Raw genomic sequence first — 18,427 nt, 5'->3', positions numbered from 1 at the left:
GTCGTGATGCGGGTGGCATGAAGTACCGTATAGTCCGTTTCCGATGCACAACTTATGACGAGTCCTGTCAGCATGCAAAAAAGAAGTGGAGTGCTGCAGCGAAAGCTGTAAATTCAGTGGGCTAACTGGGGAGTTGGGGTCGATCGTGCTTATCGACGAAGAACGTAGGCAGGCGATTCTTGCGCCGATCGAAGACTCGTCCGGTTCCGCCGCAGGTCTCGACGGGCGCGAGGATGAAGGCGCGGCGGGCGATCTGCTGCGCGACATCCGCTCGCAGCGCAAGGCGATCGTCCGGCTCGAGCAGGCCGCCGCGATGACCGACGACGACTTCGTTCTGCCCGACGGCGGCTGGGACTGGGAAACGCTGGCGGAAAATTCGATCGAGTACCTGAGTGTTCACGGCAAGGATCTCGAACCGATGAGCGTCATCGTCGAAGCCGCCGCGCGCAGCGATGGCCTTGCCGATCTCGGCGCGGCGATGGCGCTGCTGGCGGACTTCGTGGAGGCGTTCTGGGATCAGGGGCTCTACCCGGCCGAGGACGAGGACGATGGCATCGCCGCGCGTTTCCAGCCGCTCTCGGGCCTTTCGGGCGGCAGCAACGACAAGGACGGCGCGCTGATCCAGCCGCTGCGCAAGCTGGCCATCGCCCGCACCAACGACGGTGAACTGCGCTATCTCGACAAGGTGCGCGCCGACGCCGCGATGACTGCATCGCAGGGGCTTTCGGGCGATTCGAAAAGCGCGCGGATCGAGGAAGCGAACGAGCTCTATCGGGGGATCGAGGCGCATGGCCGTCGCCTCTCCGGCGACGTGTTGGGCCGTGCAGCGAAGCTTGCCGGTGAAGCGGACGACGGCTGGCGCCGCACGATCGCCTTCATTTCGGAGCGAACCAGGCCGCAGTTCCCGGCCGCCTCTCGGCTGGGGGAGGAACTCAAGGCGATCCGAGCCTGGCTCACCGCGATGGCGCCTTCCACCGCGACAGCGGATGAGCCGGCGGCCGTGGCTGAGGCGGGCGCGGGCGCAAGTGATGGCGGCACGGGCGCTCCTGCGGCATCCGACGGCTTCGTTGCCGGCAAGATTACACGGCGCGACGATGCCTTGAAGGCAGTCGGCGCGGCGGCCGATTACTTTGCGCAATACGAACCGCTTTCGCCGCTTGGAGAAACGCTGCGCGAGGTTGACCGAAGGGCGCGAATGAGTCTTCATGACCTTCTCAATGAGCTCATTCCCGACGACTCGGCACGTAGGGACTTCTACTGGCGTTCGGGTATCAAGCCGCCTGCGGAAGAAGAGGCGAACAGCGACGGTTACTAGGACATCGGCCCGACGGGGGCCACGGGGCGCCGACAGGTGGACGCCCCGCAACCGGGACGTAATCGAGGGAGATCACAATGGCTGACTCGGTGCACGACAAGCTCAAGAGGGTGCGCAAGCCGCGCGTCCACATCACCTACGACGTCGAGACGGAAGGCGCGCAGGAGGTCAAGGAACTGCCCTTCGTCATCGGCGTGATGGGCGATTTCTCCGGCGATTCCACGGTGTCCAAGAAGAGCCTCAAGGAACGCAAGTTCATCGATCTCAAGAAGGACAAGTTCGATCAGGTCATGGCCCGGATCGAACCGGCCGTTAAGATGAAGGTCGAGAACACGCTGGAGAAGAACGGCAAGGAGTTCGAGGTCAACCTCAAGTTCTCCTCAATGGACGACTTTGAGCCCGAGAAGATCGTCGAGCAGGTCGAGCCGCTGCGCAAGCTGATGGAAACGCGCAACCGTCTGCGCGACCTCATGGCCAAGGCCGACAGCTCCGAGCAGCTCGAAAGCCTGCTGGAGCAGATTCTCGGCGATCAGGAGAAGCTGGGCCAGCTTTCCGCCCAGTTCGGCACCGAAAAGCCCGCGGAGTAAGAGACCATGTCCGAATTGGAAACCCAGGGCGGCAGCGCCGCGCAGGCCGAAACCGTCGATGCACCGGTCAGCCTGCTCGATGCGGCGATCAGCGTCACCAAGCAGACCGAGCCCTCGCGCGTCGAGGAACTGATGCGTACGCTCGCCGAAGAGGCGATGAGCGGCACCGTCCAGTTCAACAAGAACATGACCGTCACGCTCAAGGATGCGATCGCCAAGATCGATGCCCAGATTTCCGAGCAGCTCGCCGCGATCATGCATGCCGAGAAGTTCAAGGCGATCGAAGGCACCTGGCGCGGCCTGAACTATCTCGTGAAGAACTCCGAGATCAGCACCACGCTCAAGGTCCAGCTGTTCAACGCCACCAAGAAGGAGATCGCCAACGATCTCTCCAAGGCGACCGACTTCGACCAGTCGACCCTCTACAAGAAGGTCTACGAGGAGCAGTTCGGCATGGCGGGCGGCATGCCCTTCGGCGCGCTGGTGGGTGACTACTACTTCACCAAGCACCCGGACGACGTGGAGCTTCTCACCAATATCTCGAGCGTCGCGGCGGCGGGCTTCACGCCTTTCATCTCCGCGGCCGATTCCAACGTCTTCGGCATGGATTCCTACAAGGAACTGTCCAAGCCGATGGACATGAAGCAGCTGTTCGAGACGGCCGACTACACCAAATGGAACTCGTTCCGGCAGTCGGAGGATGCGCGCTTCGTCACCCTGACGATGCCGCGGGTGCTGGCGCGCCTGCCTTACGGGCGCGACACCAAGAAGGTCGAGGGTTTCGAGTACGAGGAGGCCCCGCGCGACGATGCCGGCGCGCCCAAGGCCATGGACCATGACGACTACTGCTGGATGAACGCATCCTACGCGCTCGCGGCGCGCATGACCGATGCCTTCGCGCAGTACGGCTGGTGTACCGCGATCCGCGGCGCCGAGGGCGGGGGCAAGGTTTCCAACCTGCCCACCCACGTCTTCCAGTCCGACGACGGCGATCTCGATACCCAGTGCCCGACCGAGATCGGCATCACCGACCGGCGCGAGAAGGAACTGTCCGACCTCGGTTTCCTGCCGCTCTGCCACTACAAGAACACCGACTATTCGGTCTTCTTCGGTGCGCAGACCGCCCAGAAGCCCAAGGTCTACGACCGTCCCGAAGCGACGGCCAACGCGGCGATCTCGGCGCGCCTGCCCTACATCATGGCGACCAGCCGCTTCGCGCATTACCTGAAGGTCATGGCGCGCGACAAGATCGGCTCCTTCATGGAGGCGAGCGACTGCGAGACCTGGCTGAACCGCTGGATCATGAACTATGTCGACGCCACCGAGGGGGCAGGCCAGGAAGCCCGCGCCAAGTATCCGCTCCGCGAAGCGCGGGTCGAGGTGAAGGAAGTGCCCGGCGCGCCGGGTTCCTACAGCGCGGTGGCGCATCTGCGTCCGTGGCTGCAGTTCGAGGAACTGACGACCTCGATGCGCCTCGTCGCGCGCATTCCGACCGCCTCCTGACGGTCGAGCCACGACAATGGCGACGTCGCCTCTGATTGCCGAGGCGCAGGATGCGACGTCGCCGCTAGCCCCTGCCGCGCTGCCCGATGGCGGCGCGGCGCAGGCGGAACACGAGGCGGGGGACTTCCCGAGGCTGCGTGCCACAGCCGCCGGGCTCATCGCGCAGATCGACCGGGATCTCGGTCGCCAGCTCGACGCCATCCTCCACCATCCCGCGCTGCAGAAACTGGAAGCGCTGTGGCGCGGCGTCGCCTGGCTGGCGGACGGGATCGACGACCCCTCGGTGCGCCTGCGCATCCTCGACGTGCGCTGGACCGAGATCGCGCGCGACCTCGAACGGGCGCTGGATTTCGATCAGAGCGCTGTGTTCGATCTCGTCTACACGCAGGAATTCGGGATGCCGGGGGGCAAGCCCTTCGGGGTCATGGTGGTCGATCACCCCATCTCGCATCGCCTCGGGCGGGGCAGCAAGGTGGACGACGTCGAGGTTCTCGAAGGGCTCATGGAAGTCGCTGCGGCCTCGTTCTGCCCCTTCGTGTTCGGCGTCGACCCGTCGATGCTGGCGCTGGACGGGCTGGACGAACTCGACTTGCGGCAGGATCTGAGCGCCACGTTCGCGGACCAGTCCTTCGCGCGCTGGAACCGCGTCCGGTCGCGGCCGGACAGCCGCTTCGTTGGTGCGGTGGCGCCCCGTCTGCTGGCGCGCAGGCCCCACCGGGGACGCGATCATCCGCGGCTCGGTTTCGTCTATGACGAGAAGGTTTCCGGCCCGCGCGAACTGCTGTGGCTGAACGGCGCGTTCGGCGTCGCGCATGTCACCGCGCGGGCCATGGCCCGGCACCGCTGGCCCGCCGCAATCCGTGGGACGCTGCCGCCAGGGGAGGCGGGGATCGTCGATGGCCCGATCCGCCATTTCCTGCCGAGCGACCGCACCGGCTTCGTCGCGCGCTTCGCTGTCGAGAACGCGATCTCGGAGGATCAGGAAGTCACCCTGAACGAACAGGGCCTGCTGGTGCTGCGCCAGCTGCACCTGACGGGCAACGCCGCCTTCATGAACCTGCCGAGCCTCCATCGCCCGCCCGACTACGACGGGGAGGCCGCGCGGATGAACGCGAAGATGGGCGCGATGCTCAACTACATCCTGTGCGTCTCGCGCTTCGCCCATTACGTGAAGGTCATCGCGCGCGACTGGGTGGGCAAGTACAACGACGCCGCCGAGTGCGAGCGGCTGCTCCAGCGCTGGCTGCATACTTACGTCACCGGCAACGACGACGCCTCCCCCGAAATGCGCGTGCGTTACCCACTGCGCGAGGGCACCGTCAGCGTGCATGAGGTGGCGGGCAAGCCCGGCACTTATGGCTGCGAAATCCACCTGAGGCCGCATTACCAGCTCGACCAGATCACCTCCGAATTCCGGCTCGCCACCGTGATCGGCAACGAGGCAGCGGCCTGATGGCGCGGATCATCACGCAGTCTCTGGTCGACCGCCTGATCGACGACGATCCCCACGACTCCGCCGACGCGCACGAGACCGAGGAGGAGGCCATCGCGCGCTACAAGGTGGCGCTGCGCCGCGATCTTGAGAGCCTGCTGAACACCAAGCGCCCGTGGCTGCCGGTCACGGCCCGCTATCCCGGGCTCGATCGCACGATCCTGGGCTACGGCATTCCCGACCTTTCGACCGAGGACATGTCCGTCGCCGCCGTCAGGGAGCGTGTCCGCCGCACGATCGCGCAGGTCATCCGCGAACACGAACCGCGCCTGTCGAACATCGAGATCGAGATGGACGAGGGGCCGACCTCGCGGGGGATGCGCCTGCGCATCTCTGCGGTGCTCACCGTCGTGCAGAGCGAGGAAGCCGTGGTCTACGAAGCAGCCGTTCGCCCCGGCGACCGGACGATCGAGGTGGCGCTTCCCGGATGATCGACGACCTCATCGCCTACTACCAGCGCGAGCTCGATTACCTCAAGCGCAACGCGGGGGCCTTTGCGGAGGCCTATCCGCGCTATGCCGCGCGCCTCAGGATCAGCCGCGATGCGATCGAGGATCCGCACGTCAGCCGCCTGATCGAGTCGGTGGCGTTCCTCAACGGGCGACTGCGGCACAAGCTTGAGGAAGACTATTCCGAACTGTCCGACGCGCTGCTGCTGACGCTGTATCCGCACCTCATCCAGCCGCTGCCGTCGTTGATGGTGGTACGGCTGGAGCCCGGCGCCGACATGGCCGAAGCGGTGACGGTTCCCGGCGGAACCACGGTGACGACCGAGCCGATCGATGGTGTCGCCTGTCGCTATCGGCTGTGCTCGGACACGCGCCTGCTACCCCTGCGACTGGCCGAGGCAGCGATGGTCGGGCCGCCGTTCGAGGCGCCGGTGGGGACGGGTGCGGCGCGCGGAATGCTGCGGCTTACGTTTGAGACGACCAAGCCGGAAGTGGAGCTGGCCAAGCTCGACATCGAATCGCTGCGGCTGTTCATCAAGAGCGACGGGCGGCGGGCGCAGATCCTGCTGGAGCAGATCGGCGCGAACCTCATCGGCGCGGCGGTGGCCACCGGGGCGACCGATGCCAACGCGGTGGCGTTGGGCCCCGAGAATGTGCGTCTGCTTGGGCTGGACGAGGACGAGCTTCTGCTCCCGCAGCCGCGCACCGCGCGCAAGCCCTATGCCTTGCTGCAGGAGCATTTCGCTTACCCGCACAAGCACCTGTTCTTCGAGATTTCCGGGCTCGACCGCCGCCTCATCAATGCCGAGGGCAACCGCTTCGAGGTCTACCTGTTCTTCGACCGCATCTCGTCGGAGCTGGAACGCGTGGTCCGGGCCGATGACTTCGAACTGCACGCCGTCCCCGCGCTCAACCTTTTTCCGCTGGAGGCCGAGCCGATCCATCTCGATCACACTTCGGTCGAGTACCGCATCGTGCCGAGCGCGCTGCACGAGGATGCGATCGAGGTCCATTCCGTCACCAGCGTGACGCTGCAGACGGCGAGCGGGGAGCGGATCGAGACGCCGTCGCTCTATTCGTTCCGGCGCGGATCGACCGAACTGGGCACGTTCTTCCATTCCACCGCGCGGCGATCGAGCTTCAGCATCGGCGGCGGCGACGACGTGTTCCTGACCATCGCCGACCTCAAGGCGCAACTGCTGGCCGAGGATACGACGGTGGTGAACACCAGCATCCTTGCCACGAACCGCGATCTGCCTGCGCGGCTGCCGTTCGGCGGCGGACGGCCTTATCTGGAAGTGGCGGGCACGATCAACGGCCTGGCCGGCGTCAGCGCGCTCACCAAGCCGACGCCGACGCGGCGGCCCGCGCGGGGCCCTTCCGCGCACTGGAAGCTGATCGGGCAACTCTCGCTCAACTATCTGACGCTGGTGGGCGACGAACTTTCGGGCGAGGCGCTGCGCGAAGTGCTGGCGATCTACGACACGGGCAACACGCCCGACAGCGAATATCTGCGCGAAAGGCTGATCTCGGTCACGTCCTCGCCCGGCGTGGCGCGGCTGCGGTTCAAGGGGCATACGGCGATGTGTTCGGGCATCGATGTGACGCTGGAACTGGATGACGAGCGGCTTTCGGGCTCGGGCTCGTTCCTGCTCTGCGCCGTGATCGAGCGGTTCCTTGCCGGGGCCTGCGCGCTCAACAGCTTCGTGCGGGTGACGGCGCGGTTGCAGCGCGAGACCGGGGCCTGGAAGACGTGGGCGCCGCGCATCGGCGACCGGCCGCTGATATGATCGTCCTCGCCGACCTGCTGGAGCGGCTGCGTCGTTCCACGTTCGTGCAGGCCGCGCGCACCGTGCAGGGCTGGGCGGCCTCGCGTGGAAACGGGGCGGAGAGCGGGCGCGACGATCTGCCCGCTGCCGAACCCGCGCGCTTCGCTGCTTCCGACCGCATGTTCGCGCCCGCCAACGATGTCGCTGCGGCGGAGGCGGGCGAGCGCGAACAGGTGCGCATCGTCGCCAACGTGATGGGGCTTGCGGGCGCGACCCCCGCGCTGCCGCCGCCCTACAGCGAATTGCAGTTGCAGCGCCGGCGCGCGCGCGATTTCGCCTTCGGGCACTTTCTTGCGATCTTCGATCACCGCGCGCTCTCGTTCTTCTGGCGCATCGCCGAGAAATATTCCTGGCCGCTGATGGCCGAGCGGGCCGGGCGCGAAGGGCCTGCGCGGGGCCGCGATCCGGTGCAGGAGATGCTCGTGACGCTCGCGGGCATCGGCTACGACGGCGCGCGCGACCGGCTCGACATGCGCGACAATGCGTTGGTCACGCTCGTCGGCCACCTTGCCGACACGCGGCGCAGCGCGGCCAGTGTGGAGGCGGTGCTACGGGTCATGACCGGTCTGCCGCTGCGCGTGGTCGAGGCGGTGCCGACGTGGATGGCGGTTCCGCCTGCCGAACAGACCCGTATCGGAGGGTTCGACGCGCAGTTCGCGCAGCTCGGCCAGCCCGCCGATGCGCAGCAAAGCGGAGTCAGCGCCGCAGCGATGATCGGTGCGGCGGTGCTGGATGCGCAGCACCACTATGTCGTCGAGATCGGGCCGCTGACCTATCGCCAGTTGCAGGACTTCTGCTGTCGCCGGGAAGCGCGACGCGAGGTCACGCAATTGTGCGCTCTTGCTGCGGGGATCGAGCAAAGGCCGTCGATGCGGCTGCTGATCGCGACAGCCGATATCCCCGAGTTGCGGCTGGGGGATTCCGAGTCGCCGGCCATGCTTGGATGGACGACGTGGATGGGAATTCCGGAAAGGTCCGAAGACGTTGCAAATGACTGTCTGATTCCGATCGATCCGACCGCAATGACGCGAAAAACAGGTTGAGTGCAATCTGTTCAGTTACTAAGCATGCCAAAGCAAAATCGCAGATATTTTCTTCGCTGATTCAAATTTCCACGGGCCGCAGCATAACAGTCAACGTTAATTGACGACGGAGAATTGCGGGGCATTGTGCGGTCGGCAAGTTTGCCCGGCTGCGCGCAGCATTGGGGGAAGGGGCGTGGAGTTGAATCTCAAGAGTCTCATCGGGAAGCTTGACGATACTTGCCGGCAGGCGCTCGAAGCGGCTGCGGGACTGGCCCTTTCGCGCACAAATTACGACATCGAGGTGGAGCACTGGCTGAACCGCCTGCTGGAAAAGCAGACCTCCGACCTTGCCGTTATCGCCACGCATTTCGAGATCGATCTCGGCCGTCTGGCGCAGGACATCAATCGCCAGATCGACGGGTTCAAGACCGGCAACGGCCGCTCTCCCGCCATCGCGCCGAACCTCGTGAAGCTGGTGCGTGAGGCGTGGCTGGTCGGCTCGCTGGAGTATGGGGCCGGGCTCGTGCGTTCGGGCCACCTGCTGTTGGCTCTGCTCACCAGCAACGAATTCACCGGCTCCGCGCGCGACATCAGTTCGCAGTTCGCGAAGATCCCGGCGGAGACGCTGAAAACCGCGTTCGACAAGATCACCGCCAATTCCGAGGAGGCGAAGGTCGCTGCTGCTCCTGCGGCGTCCGGCGGCCCGGCGCCGTTGCAGCCGGGCGCTCCTGGTGGTGGCGATGCCCTGTCAAAGTACTGCATCGACCTGACGCAGCAGGCCCGCGACGGGAAGATCGATCCCATCTTCGGGCGCGATCCCGAAATCCGCCAGATCGTCGATATCCTGACGCGGCGTCGGCAGAACAATCCCATCCTCACCGGTGAGGCGGGCGTCGGCAAGACCGCGGTGGTCGAAGGCTTTGCCCTGCGCATCGTACAAGGCGACGTCCCGGAGGCGTTGAAGAACATCCGTCTCCTCTCGCTCGACCTCGGGCTGTTGCAGGCCGGTGCAGGGATCAAGGGCGAGTTCGAGAACCGGCTCAAGTCGGTGATCGAGGAGGTGAAGAAAAGCCCGACGCCGATCATCATGTTCATCGACGAGGCGCATACCCTGATCGGCGCGGGCGGTGCCGAGGGGCAGAACGACGCCGCGAACCTGCTCAAGCCCGCTCTTGCCCGAGGCGAAATGCGGACGATCGCGGCGACGACCTGGGCCGAATACAAGAAGTACTTCGAGAAGGATCCCGCGCTGACCCGCCGCTTCCAGGTGGTCAAGGTGGAGGAGCCGAGCGAGAAGCTGGCCGTCGCCATGCTGCGCGGCCTCGTCCCGGTGCTGGAGAAGCACCATGGCGTGCGCATCCTGGGCGAGGCGCTGGAAGCGGCGTCCAGCCTGTCGCACCGCTACATCACCGGGCGGCAGTTGCCCGACAAGGCGATCTCGCTGCTCGACACCGCCTGCGCCCGCGTTGGCATCAGCCAGGCGGCGACACCCGCCCCGGTCGAGGATCTGGAGCGCCGTCTCGGGCTACTCGACAGTGAAGTACGCATGTACGAGCGCGAGGCCAAGGCTGGCGCGGACGTGAAGGCCCGGCTCGCAACCGCCGCGACCGAGCGAGAGGAGATCGAGGCGGAGAAGGCGCGCCTGACCGACGTATGGCAGGCCGAACTCGCCGCCGTGAAAGCCGTCTCCGAAGCGCGCGACAAGGTGGCGGACGCAGCCGACGGCTCGCCCGAAGCCGAGGCGGCGATCAGCGAACTGCGCGAGGCGCAGGCCAAGGTGGCCGAACTTCAGGGCGAAACGCCGATGATCTACGACGTCGTCGATCACAACGTCGTCGCCGAAGTACTGGCGGGCTGGACGGGCATTCCGGTCGGCCGCATGGTGGGCGACGAAATCCGCTCGCTGCTGACCGTGGCGGACCAGCTCGCCGACCGCATCAAGGGCCAGCGCTACGCGCTCGACATGATCGCGCATACGGTGAAGACGGCGCGGGCTGGCCTCGCCGATCCGAGGAAGCCGCTGGGCATCTTCCTGTTCTGCGGCACCTCCGGCGTCGGCAAGACGGAGACCGCGCTGGCGCTCGCCGAACTGCTCTACGGCGGCGAACAGAACATCACGACCATCAACATGAGCGAGTTCAAGGAGGAGCACAAAGTCTCCACGCTCGTCGGTGCGGCGCCAGGCTACGTCGGATATGGCGAGGGCGGCGTGCTGACCGAGGCGGTGCGGCGCAAGCCCTACTCGGTGATCCTGCTCGACGAGATGGAGAAGGCGCATCCCGGCGTGCAGGACGTCTTCTACCAGGTCTTCGACAAGGGCTCGATGAAGGACGGCCAGGGCCGCGACATCGACTTCAAGAACACCCTCATCATCATGACCTCGAACGCGGGCACCGACACCATCGAGGACTTGTGCCGCGCGAAGGGCAAGGCCGAGATGCCCGAGCCCGAGGAGCTGGCGCAGGAACTTCGGCCCGCGCTGCTCGAATACTTCAAGCCGGCCTTCCTGGGCCGCGTGGCGACCGTGCCGTTCTTCCCGCTCGAACCCGAGATCTTGAAGGAGATCGTGGTCATCAATCTCGAGCGTATCCAGAAGCGCATCGTCGCGAACTACGGTGCGGAATTCACCTGGGACGACGCTCTGCTCGACAAGCTGGTGGAGCGTTGCACCGAGGTGGAAAGCGGGGCGCGAAACATAGAAAACATCCTGAAGCGCGGGCTTCTCGCCGATCTCGCCGGGCAACTTCTCGAAATGCGGGCCGACGGAAAGTCGGTCGCCCGCGTGGAAGTGACCGCAGGCGAAGGCGCGGACTACGCTTTCACTATCGGTTGAGTGCGTGACGCCCGACCGGAAGGCCGGCCCGGGCATGAAAATAAAGTCGAAGGAGGCATGCAGTGGCTATTTATCTCAAGATCGACAGCATCAAGGGCAGCACCACGACCAAGGGGTTCGAGGACCAGATCGAGCTGAACAGCTTCCAGTGGGGAGCCGGCCTTGGCGTCAGCAGCGCGCGTGGCGGCGACCGCACGACGAGCGAGCCGAGCGTCTCGGAAATCACGGCGACCAAGGTGGTCGACAAGTCGTCCGAAGGCCTGTTCAAGTCGCTGCTCAAGGGTGAAGCGGTCGGCACTGGTACCGTGTCGTTCACCGCGGCAAGCAAGGGCGAGGCCGTCGCCTACGCCACGCTGAAGCTTGAGGAAGTCATCATTTCCGGCTTCAGCATGTCGAGCGGTGGCGATCTGCCGTCGGAATCGCTGTCGCTGAACTTCACCAAGTTCGACTGGTCGTTCACCGGCCGCGACGGCAAGCAGGGTGGCAGCCCGACGCACCTGATCTACAGCCTGATCGAAAACGCGGTCGGCTGACCGAAGGCGGCGGGATGAGCAACCCCGGTTTGGGGCTGCTCATCCCGCAGGCCCGGTCCGCTAGCGGTAGACGGAAATGGAAAAGCACCTTCTCAATCTTCGCGTCCTCGCCGATGCGACGGTGGAGGATTACGCTCTGGTCGGTTTCGAGGGGCGGGAAGAGATTTCCCAGCCTTTCGACTATCGTCTGGAACTGATTACCAGCGCCGAACCCGATCTCACCAGCTGGATCGGCAAGCTGGCGGAGTTCGACATCTATCCCGGAGCCGGAGAAGAGCGCATCTTCGCGGGGCGCATCTATGCCGCGCGCAAGGTCGTGAACGACGACGTCGGGCGCATCTTCGTGCAGGTCCGGCCCGCCTATCACGCGCTGTCCTACGCCAGCGCGACGCATTTCGTGCAGGACAAGAACAGCGTCGAGATATTCGAGGGCATGACGGCCGACGTGACGGGTCTGGTGAAGACCGTGTCGGTCGCCGCAACTCCGCCCAAGCGCGGCTACGCCGTGCGCTACGATGAGAGCGAGATCGACTTTCTCGCCCGGCTGCTGGCGCAGGACGGCATCCTCTATTTCTTCGTCTACGACAGAAGTGCGGGGGCATACCGGCACAAGATGGTCGTGACGGACAAACCCGCGAGTTACGTGGACATCGCCGCCGGGCCGGTCGAGTTCAAGGCGGGCAGCAAGATCGGCCATATCGGCACGCTGGAGCGGCACTACGCGGCCGCATCGCGCAAGCACAAGCACGTCTCGTTCAACGTCAACAAACTGGACGAACCGTTCCTGAAGGACAGTTCGTCCGGCGACGCCTGGGGTGCGGTCTATAGCCACGAATACGAGACGATCGGCTACGAGGCGATGGCGTCGGGTGACGTCGGCAGCCGCCAGAAGGCGACGGACGAGCATGGCGGGCAGGTCGCCGACAAGGTCGAGGGCAATTCGATCGAGTCCAGCTTCATGGCGGGCGGTCGCGTGGAAATCCATGGCGACGGGGCCGGTTTCGCACCGCGTCGGGTGGTGCTGACCAGCGTGACCCACTCCGCTTACGACCCCTGGATGTTCGAAGGCGCCGGCACCGGGCATTACTCCAACCGCTTCACCGCCATCGACGCGACGAAGATCTGGCGCCCGCGCGTCGATACGCCCGCGCGGCAGGCGCCGGGGCCGATGCTCGGCGTCGTCGAGTTCGACGGGGCGTCTGCGGGCGAGATCAAGGTCGACGACGAATGGCGCATTCCGGTCGCGATCTCGAACGCGCGGGACTATTCCTCGGCCGGGTTTCCGAAGCAGGTCTGGATACCCGTGCAGCAGCAATGGGCGCACTCGACCCACGGCGCGCAGTTCTTTCCGCGCATCGGTACGCGCGTCATCATCGATTTTCTGTACGGCAACCCCGACCTGCCGCTCGTCACGGGTACGGTTTACACGCCGTCGCAGGCCTATCCTTTCGATCCCGCCAGCAAGGTCACGCAGACGGGTTGGCGCTCTGTGACCGAGAAGAACGGCTCCATCGTCCAGGAGTTCTACTTCGAGGACAAGGAGGGCAACGAGGAGATCAAGCTCTATACCGGACGCGATTATCGCCGCGAGGTCGATCAGGACGACTGGGGGACGATCAAGCGTGACCAGACGCTTGAGGTCAAGCGCGACCGCAAGCGCACGGTGGAGGGCAAGGAGACGGTCGACGTCAAATCTACCCGCACGGTGACGGTGACCGACAAGAACCTGCTGGAATCGCAGACGGAGATCGAGATCAAGGTCGGCGGCTCGTCGATCAAGCTCACGCCTACGGCGATCGAGATCAAGTCGACCAAGATCACGATCAAGGCGGACGCCCAACTCGAGATGACCGGTACTGCGCAGGCCAAGCTTAATGGAGCCATGGTGGAGGTAAAGGCCGACGCCATATTGACGGCCCAAGGCTCTCTGGTGAAGATCAACTGATGGCCTCGACTCCGCCTGTTTTCGTGCCTTTTCGTTTCCAGCGCGCCGAACTGGAAGCGAAGGCGGACCTTACGCCGGAAGGGCGGGCGATACTCGGCCGGATCGGGCATCCGGAGAAGCTTGTGACCGCGCTCGTCGATGTGGGGCAGGTGCGCGATGCGGTGCATGTGCTGTCGCTGATCCTGCCGCATCGGCAGGCGGTCTGGTGGGCCTGCCTTGCGGTCCGCCTGCTGCCCGACCTCGACCGGCGCAAGCAGGATCTCGCCGCAGTCACGGTGGCCGAACGGTGGGTGCAGGGCGGCAGTGGCGCCGACGCCGAGATGGCGGGCGAGATCGCCAATGCCTGCGACCCGGATTTCGCACCGGCATGGGTGGCCACCGCCGCGTTCTGGTCCGGCCCCTCCATCGCGCCGCGCGGGCAGCAGCCGGTGCCGCCGCCGTCGTATCTGCCCGGGGTGGCGACGCGTGTGGCGCTGCTGCTTCTGTCGCAGGATCCCGCGCTGGCGGGACGCTACGCCTTTGCCGACTGGCTGGCGATCGGGCTCGCGCTGATGGGCGGAGGCAACGGCGCTCAGGCTCAGGCAGACCTGCGGGGCAGGCTGGCCGAAGCGAGGCCTGCCTGATCGCATGTGGACCCTGCTTCTCTCTCGGCTGAACGATGCGCCGGGCAGTTTCTTCGACCGCCGCCAGATCGATGCGGGGCAGATCAAGGTCGGCCGCAGCGAGAAGAGTTGCGACCTGATTCTGCCCGACGAGCAGGGCTTCGTCAGTCGCGAACATTGCACCATCGCGGCGATGGGGCTGGACCTCTACGTCACCGATACCAGCAAGAACGGCGTCGCGCTCAATGCGCCTGGGCAGCGGATCGTGCCGGGGCAGCCGGTGGCGATCAGGCCGGGTGATCGGCTGGTCATCAACGACTTCGTCATCACCATCAGCACTCCGGCCGATGCGATGGGCGCATCCTTCGCGCCGTCGCCTCCACCGCCGCTGCCGATGGGCGGGAGCACTGCGGGCGACGACATCTGGGGGGCAGGGCCGTCCGATCCGTTCCTTGGCGATCTCGGCGGCGGAGAGATTCATGACTTCCTCTCCGGCAACGCGTTCGGTGCTCCGCCGATGTCGGATTTCGGCGCGCAGCCGCCATCCCCACCCATCGGCGACTTCGGCTTCGGATCGCCGTTGGGCGAGGCCTTCGTGCCGCGCCCGATCATGGCGGAGTCTGCGTTCGCTGGTGGCAGCGTCGGCATCCCGGAGGACTGGGCGGCCCCCGGTAACGGCGTAGGCGACGGACAGCCGATCCCTGAGTTCGATCCGTTTCCCTCGATTCCGATGCCGGATCGGCCTGCGCCGCCGGCGCAGAACGACGCGTTCGCAGGGGAGCCTTTCAGCGGTTTTGGCGACGTCCCGGGTGCCCAGTCGATGCCCGAGACGCCCGTTGCCGGTGTCACGGTCACGCCGCCGTCGGCACCGGCTGCTCCAACCGCTGATGCGGCCGGATGGGCCGCATTCTACGAAGGCGCCGGTGTCACGCCCGAAGAGATGAAGCTTCCGCCCGACGCCATGTACCGCCTTGGCGTGCTCTATCGTCAGGTTGTGCTGGGCCTGTGCGACATCCTGCAGGACCGCGCGACCTTCAAGGACGAGTTCCGGGTGGAACGCACGCAGCTCAGCATGGGTCGCAACAACCCGCTCAAGCACCTGCCCGCGTTCGATGCGGCGAAGGTCGTCATCGGCCAGCCTCTGCCCGGTTTCATGGATGGCGCGGAGGCGGTGCGCAGTTCGTTCGAGGACATCAAGAAGCACCAGATGGCCATGCTGGCGGGCGTCCAGAATGCCCTGACGACGGCGTTCTCGCGCCTTTCTCCTGTGGAGATGGAAAGGCTGGTGGAGGCCGCGCAAAGTCAGAAGAAGGGTTTTCTCGGCAAGCGGGGCATCGATCGCTGGTCGCTCTATGTAACCGTCTATGAAAACCTGCGAAAAGATGCGACGTCGAATGCCAATGGAATCATGAGTTCGGCCTTTCGCGAAGGCTATGAAAAGTTCATGAAGTCTACACGTTAGAGTCTTTTAGGGGACGTAGTCTTGGGCAACGGGGGGACGAGCCTGTGACGTGGGAGAACAAGCCTGTCTGGTCGGAAGGCATGTTCCTGCGGCCGCAGCATTTCCAGCAGTTCGAACGGTTCGCCGGCGAACAGCTGGAAGCGCGTGTCGGGCCCCTCGTCGCGCATGGCTACGGCGTTCACCAGATCGAGATCGGCGACGGTCCGCTCGAGACCGGCAAGATCGTCATCAACCGCTGCTCGGGCGTGTTCGAGGACGGCACGCCTTTCCGCATCCCCGGGCAGGCCGCCGCGCCCAAGCCGCTTGAGGTCATGCGCGATGTCCGCGATCAGGTGGTGCATTTGTGCATCCCCGAAAGCCGCGCCGGTATTGCCGATGTCGCGCTGGACCGCAGCGGGCAGGCCGAGACCCGCTTCGTCGCCGAAGAGTTCGAGGCCGTGGACACCGTCTACGGCGCGAGTTCGCGGGTGGCGATGAACGTCGGACGGCTGCAACTGTCCCTGCGGACCGAGGCGGAGGGGCTCGACGGTTACGTGACCCTGCCGATCGCTCGCGTGGTGGAGCGGCGCACCGACGATTCGGTCGTGCTCGACAATGGCTTCATTCCCTGCTGCGTTTCGGTGACGGCCAGCCCGGTCTTGTCGGGGTTCATCACCGAACTCGAAGGCATGGTCCACCAGCGGGCGGAGGCGATTGCGGGGCGTCTGGGCACGCCGGGGGCGAAGGCGGTCGCGGATATCACCGACTTCCTGATGCTGATGGTCGCGAACCGCACCGAGGCGCTGCTGAAGCATCTCTCGGCGCTACCTGCGATCCACCCGGCGGACTTCTACGGGATGCTCTGTTCGATCGCGGGGGAACTGTCGACGTTCACGCAGACGTCGAACCGGCCGACGTTCATGCCGCTCTATCAGCATCGCCAGCAGCGCCTGTGCTTCGATGCGGTGATGGGCGACCTGCGCCGTTCGCTCAGCAAGGTATTCGAGCAGACGGCGGTGGCGATTCCGCTGACCGCGCGCGGCTATGGCATCCAGGTCGGGCAGATCGAGGACCGCTCGCTGTTCACGACGGCGTCGTTCGTGCTGGCGGTGCGTGCGGGTGTCGATACCGAGCAGTTGCGCGCCAACATGCCGCGCCTGACCAAGATCGGATCGGTCGAGCATATCCGCGATCTCGTCAATCGCCACCTTCCCGGTGCAGACCTCTACCCGATGGCGGCGGAACCGCGGCAGATCCCGTTCCGCGCCAATACGGTCTATTTCAACATCAATGCGCGCCATGAGCAGTGGCAGGCGGTGCGGACCTCGGGCGCGGTGGCGTTGCACGTCGCGGGCGAGATTCCCGGCCTCGAACTGGAGATGTGGGCGATCCGGGGGCAGCAGCAATGACCGGCGACGACAACGGCAAGGACGGAGGCGACGACGCCACTGTATTCCGCCCGGCTGGCGGGGGTACGCCGCCGCCGGCGGGCTTTCCGCAGCAGCCGTCCTATCAGCCGCCTCAAGGCTTCCCGCAATCGCCGCCATCTGCGCCGGGCGTGCCGGTTTCGCCCGCGCCCGGACAGCCGGCTTCGCCTCAGGGTGGAGGCGCGCAGTGGGGCGCTCCACCTCCGCTGCCTGCCGCGTCGCAGGGCGGCGGCGGGAGGATCGATTTCGCTCCGGGAGAGCCCAACCTCTATGGGCCGGAGCCCGTCGTTGCAGCGGCCGGGCGGCTGATCCTGCTGGCCAATCACATCAAGACCATGGCCGTGGGCCCGGACCTCGAGGCCCTGCGCCGCACAACCGTCGCCGAGCTTGACGCCTTCACCAAGCGTGCGCGTGCGCTGGGGCTCGAGGCGAAGTCGGTGCAGCTTGCGCACTACATCCTGTGCGCCTTCATCGACGATGCGGTGATGTCGACCCCTTGGGGCGGGCAGAGCCAGTGGTCCACGCAGAGCCTGCTCGTCGTCTATCACAAGGACGCGCGGGGCGGCGACCGCATGTTCCAGTTCGCCGAACAGATGGAGCGCGATCCCAACAGCGAGCCGCGCCTGATCGAACTGCTCTACCTGTGCCTGTCGCTCGGCTTCGAAGGCCGCGCGGCGCTCGATCCGCGCGGGCAGAACATCCTTGCGCAGCGACGTGCCGGTCTGGCCGCGCTGGTGCAGCGCCAGCGCGCCGCGCCCAGCGGGGAGCTTTCGCCGCAGTGGCATGGGCAGAAGATCGCCGCGGGCCGCTTCGGCTCGCAGATTCCCTGGTGGGCCGTGCTCGCGGCGATCGGCGTGGTGGCGCTGCTGGTCTTCGCGGCGCTGCTGATGCACCTGTCGAGCCGGAGCAATGCCGCGATCGAGGCGGTCGATCGCGCCGTCGGGACCGTGGCCTTACCACCGCCGCCTTCACCCCCGGCGCAGGCGGAGACGCCGCTCTACGAGAAGTTCCAGGACATCCTGCGCCCGGACGTGGCCGCCGGTCGTCTCGAATTGACGCGGGAGGGCAACGAGATCGTCATCCGCCTGCACAACCAGGGCCTGTTCGCTTCGGCGCAGGCCGATGCATCGGGCGCGTGGAGCGATACGTTCGCCCATCTCGCCGAGGCGGCCAACCTCACCAAGGGGCCGATCAAGGTGGAGGGGCATACCGACGATCAGGCGATCCACTCGCTGCAGTTCCCGTCGAACCAGGAACTGTCGGAGGCGCGGGCGCAGTCGGTGGCGCAGGCGATCGAGGGTTCCGGCCTGGCCGATGCATCGCGCCTATCGATCGCAGGGTTCGGCGCAACACAGCCCATCGGCGACAATTCGAGTGACGAGGGACGCACGCGCAATCGCCGCGTCGAACTGCGCGTCGCCAACGACATCAACTGGCGTTGAGGGG

14 protein-coding genes are annotated in these 18,427 nt (G+C 65.8%); all 14 read left to right on the top strand.

Annotated features, from left to right (window positions below; all coding sequences use genetic code 11):
* Positions 1-145 precede the first annotated feature (145 nt).
* On the top strand, positions 146-1,315 hold the full coding sequence (locus LO787_RS12400; protein ID WP_232496138.1) for a type VI secretion system protein TssA: 1,170 nt from the start codon (positions 146-148) through the stop codon (positions 1,313-1,315).
* Positions 1,316-1,392: 77 nt separating this feature from the next.
* On the top strand, positions 1,393-1,902 hold the full coding sequence (gene tssB, locus LO787_RS12395; RefSeq protein ID WP_232496137.1) for a type VI secretion system contractile sheath small subunit: 510 nt from the start codon (positions 1,393-1,395) through the stop codon (positions 1,900-1,902).
* Between the two features lie 6 nt (positions 1,903-1,908).
* A complete protein-coding gene (tssC, locus tag LO787_RS12390) occupies positions 1,909-3,405 on the top strand; it encodes a type VI secretion system contractile sheath large subunit (protein WP_232496136.1) in 1,497 nt (498 codons plus the stop codon).
* 16 nt (positions 3,406-3,421) lie between these two features.
* Entirely contained in the window at positions 3,422-4,858 is a 1,437-nt protein-coding gene (gene tssC / locus LO787_RS12385; protein ID WP_232496135.1) for a type VI secretion system contractile sheath large subunit, read from the top strand.
* Complete coding sequence (gene tssE, locus LO787_RS12380) at positions 4,858-5,328, top strand: type VI secretion system baseplate subunit TssE (protein ID WP_232496134.1); 471 nt, start codon at positions 4,858-4,860, stop codon at positions 5,326-5,328. The genes tssC (LO787_RS12385) and tssE overlap by 1 nt, the downstream gene beginning before the upstream one ends.
* Entirely contained in the window at positions 5,325-7,136 is a 1,812-nt protein-coding gene (tssF, locus tag LO787_RS12375; RefSeq protein ID WP_232496133.1) for a type VI secretion system baseplate subunit TssF, read from the top strand. Before tssE ends, tssF begins: the two co-directional genes overlap by 4 nt.
* Positions 7,133-8,218, top strand: coding sequence for a type VI secretion system baseplate subunit TssG (gene tssG / locus LO787_RS12370; RefSeq protein WP_232496132.1), 1,086 nt, complete (start codon positions 7,133-7,135; stop codon positions 8,216-8,218). Before tssF ends, tssG begins: the two co-directional genes overlap by 4 nt.
* 175 nt (positions 8,219-8,393) lie before the next feature.
* Entirely contained in the window at positions 8,394-11,033 is a 2,640-nt protein-coding gene (gene tssH / locus LO787_RS12365; protein ID WP_420847803.1) for a type VI secretion system ATPase TssH, read from the top strand.
* A 62-nt stretch (positions 11,034-11,095) separates the two neighbouring features.
* Positions 11,096-11,566 (top strand): Hcp family type VI secretion system effector, encoded by a 471-nt coding sequence (locus tag LO787_RS12360; protein WP_232496130.1) that lies wholly within the window; start codon positions 11,096-11,098, stop codon positions 11,564-11,566.
* 76 nt (positions 11,567-11,642) lie between these two features.
* A complete protein-coding gene (locus LO787_RS12355; RefSeq protein WP_232496129.1) occupies positions 11,643-13,511 on the top strand; it encodes a type VI secretion system Vgr family protein in 1,869 nt (622 codons plus the stop codon).
* Complete coding sequence (locus LO787_RS12350) at positions 13,511-14,134, top strand: DUF6931 family protein (RefSeq protein WP_232496128.1); 624 nt, start codon at positions 13,511-13,513, stop codon at positions 14,132-14,134. Before LO787_RS12355 ends, LO787_RS12350 begins: the two co-directional genes overlap by 1 nt.
* A gap of 4 nt (positions 14,135-14,138) precedes the next feature.
* On the top strand, positions 14,139-15,575 hold the full coding sequence (gene tagH / locus LO787_RS12345) for a type VI secretion system-associated FHA domain protein TagH (protein ID WP_232496127.1): 1,437 nt from the start codon (positions 14,139-14,141) through the stop codon (positions 15,573-15,575).
* Between the two features lie 44 nt (positions 15,576-15,619).
* On the top strand, positions 15,620-16,963 hold the full coding sequence (gene tssK, locus LO787_RS12340; RefSeq protein WP_232496126.1) for a type VI secretion system baseplate subunit TssK: 1,344 nt from the start codon (positions 15,620-15,622) through the stop codon (positions 16,961-16,963).
* Positions 16,960-18,423, top strand: a complete 1,464-nt coding sequence (icmH, locus tag LO787_RS12335; RefSeq protein WP_232496125.1) for a type IVB secretion system protein IcmH/DotU — start codon at positions 16,960-16,962, stop codon at positions 18,421-18,423. Before tssK ends, icmH begins: the two co-directional genes overlap by 4 nt.
* Positions 18,424-18,427: the final 4 nt, after the last annotated feature.

It is taken from the genome of Novosphingobium kaempferiae (assembly GCF_021227995.1).
Classification (GTDB): Bacteria; Pseudomonadota; Alphaproteobacteria; order Sphingomonadales; family Sphingomonadaceae; genus Novosphingobium; species Novosphingobium kaempferiae.
Note: the sequence above shows the minus strand (reverse complement) of the source record. Positions and strands in the feature narration are given on the sequence as shown.

Coding starts and splice junctions, on each gene's coding strand:
- LO787_RS12355 (WP_232496129.1), top strand. CDS start 11,643: ATGGAAAAGCACCTTCTCAATCTTCGCGTCCTCGCCGATGCGACGGTG.
- tagH (WP_232496127.1), top strand. CDS start 14,139: ATGTGGACCCTGCTTCTCTCTCGGCTGAACGATGCGCCGGGCAGTTTC.
- tssC (WP_232496136.1), top strand. CDS start 1,909: ATGTCCGAATTGGAAACCCAGGGCGGCAGCGCCGCGCAGGCCGAAACC.
- tssB (WP_232496137.1), top strand. CDS start 1,393: ATGGCTGACTCGGTGCACGACAAGCTCAAGAGGGTGCGCAAGCCGCGC.
- tssC (WP_232496135.1), top strand. CDS start 3,422: ATGGCGACGTCGCCTCTGATTGCCGAGGCGCAGGATGCGACGTCGCCG.
- tssF (WP_232496133.1), top strand. CDS start 5,325: ATGATCGACGACCTCATCGCCTACTACCAGCGCGAGCTCGATTACCTC.
- LO787_RS12350 (WP_232496128.1), top strand. CDS start 13,511: ATGGCCTCGACTCCGCCTGTTTTCGTGCCTTTTCGTTTCCAGCGCGCC.
- tssE (WP_232496134.1), top strand. CDS start 4,858: ATGGCGCGGATCATCACGCAGTCTCTGGTCGACCGCCTGATCGACGAC.
- icmH (WP_232496125.1), top strand. CDS start 16,960: ATGACCGGCGACGACAACGGCAAGGACGGAGGCGACGACGCCACTGTA.
- tssG (WP_232496132.1), top strand. CDS start 7,133: ATGATCGTCCTCGCCGACCTGCTGGAGCGGCTGCGTCGTTCCACGTTC.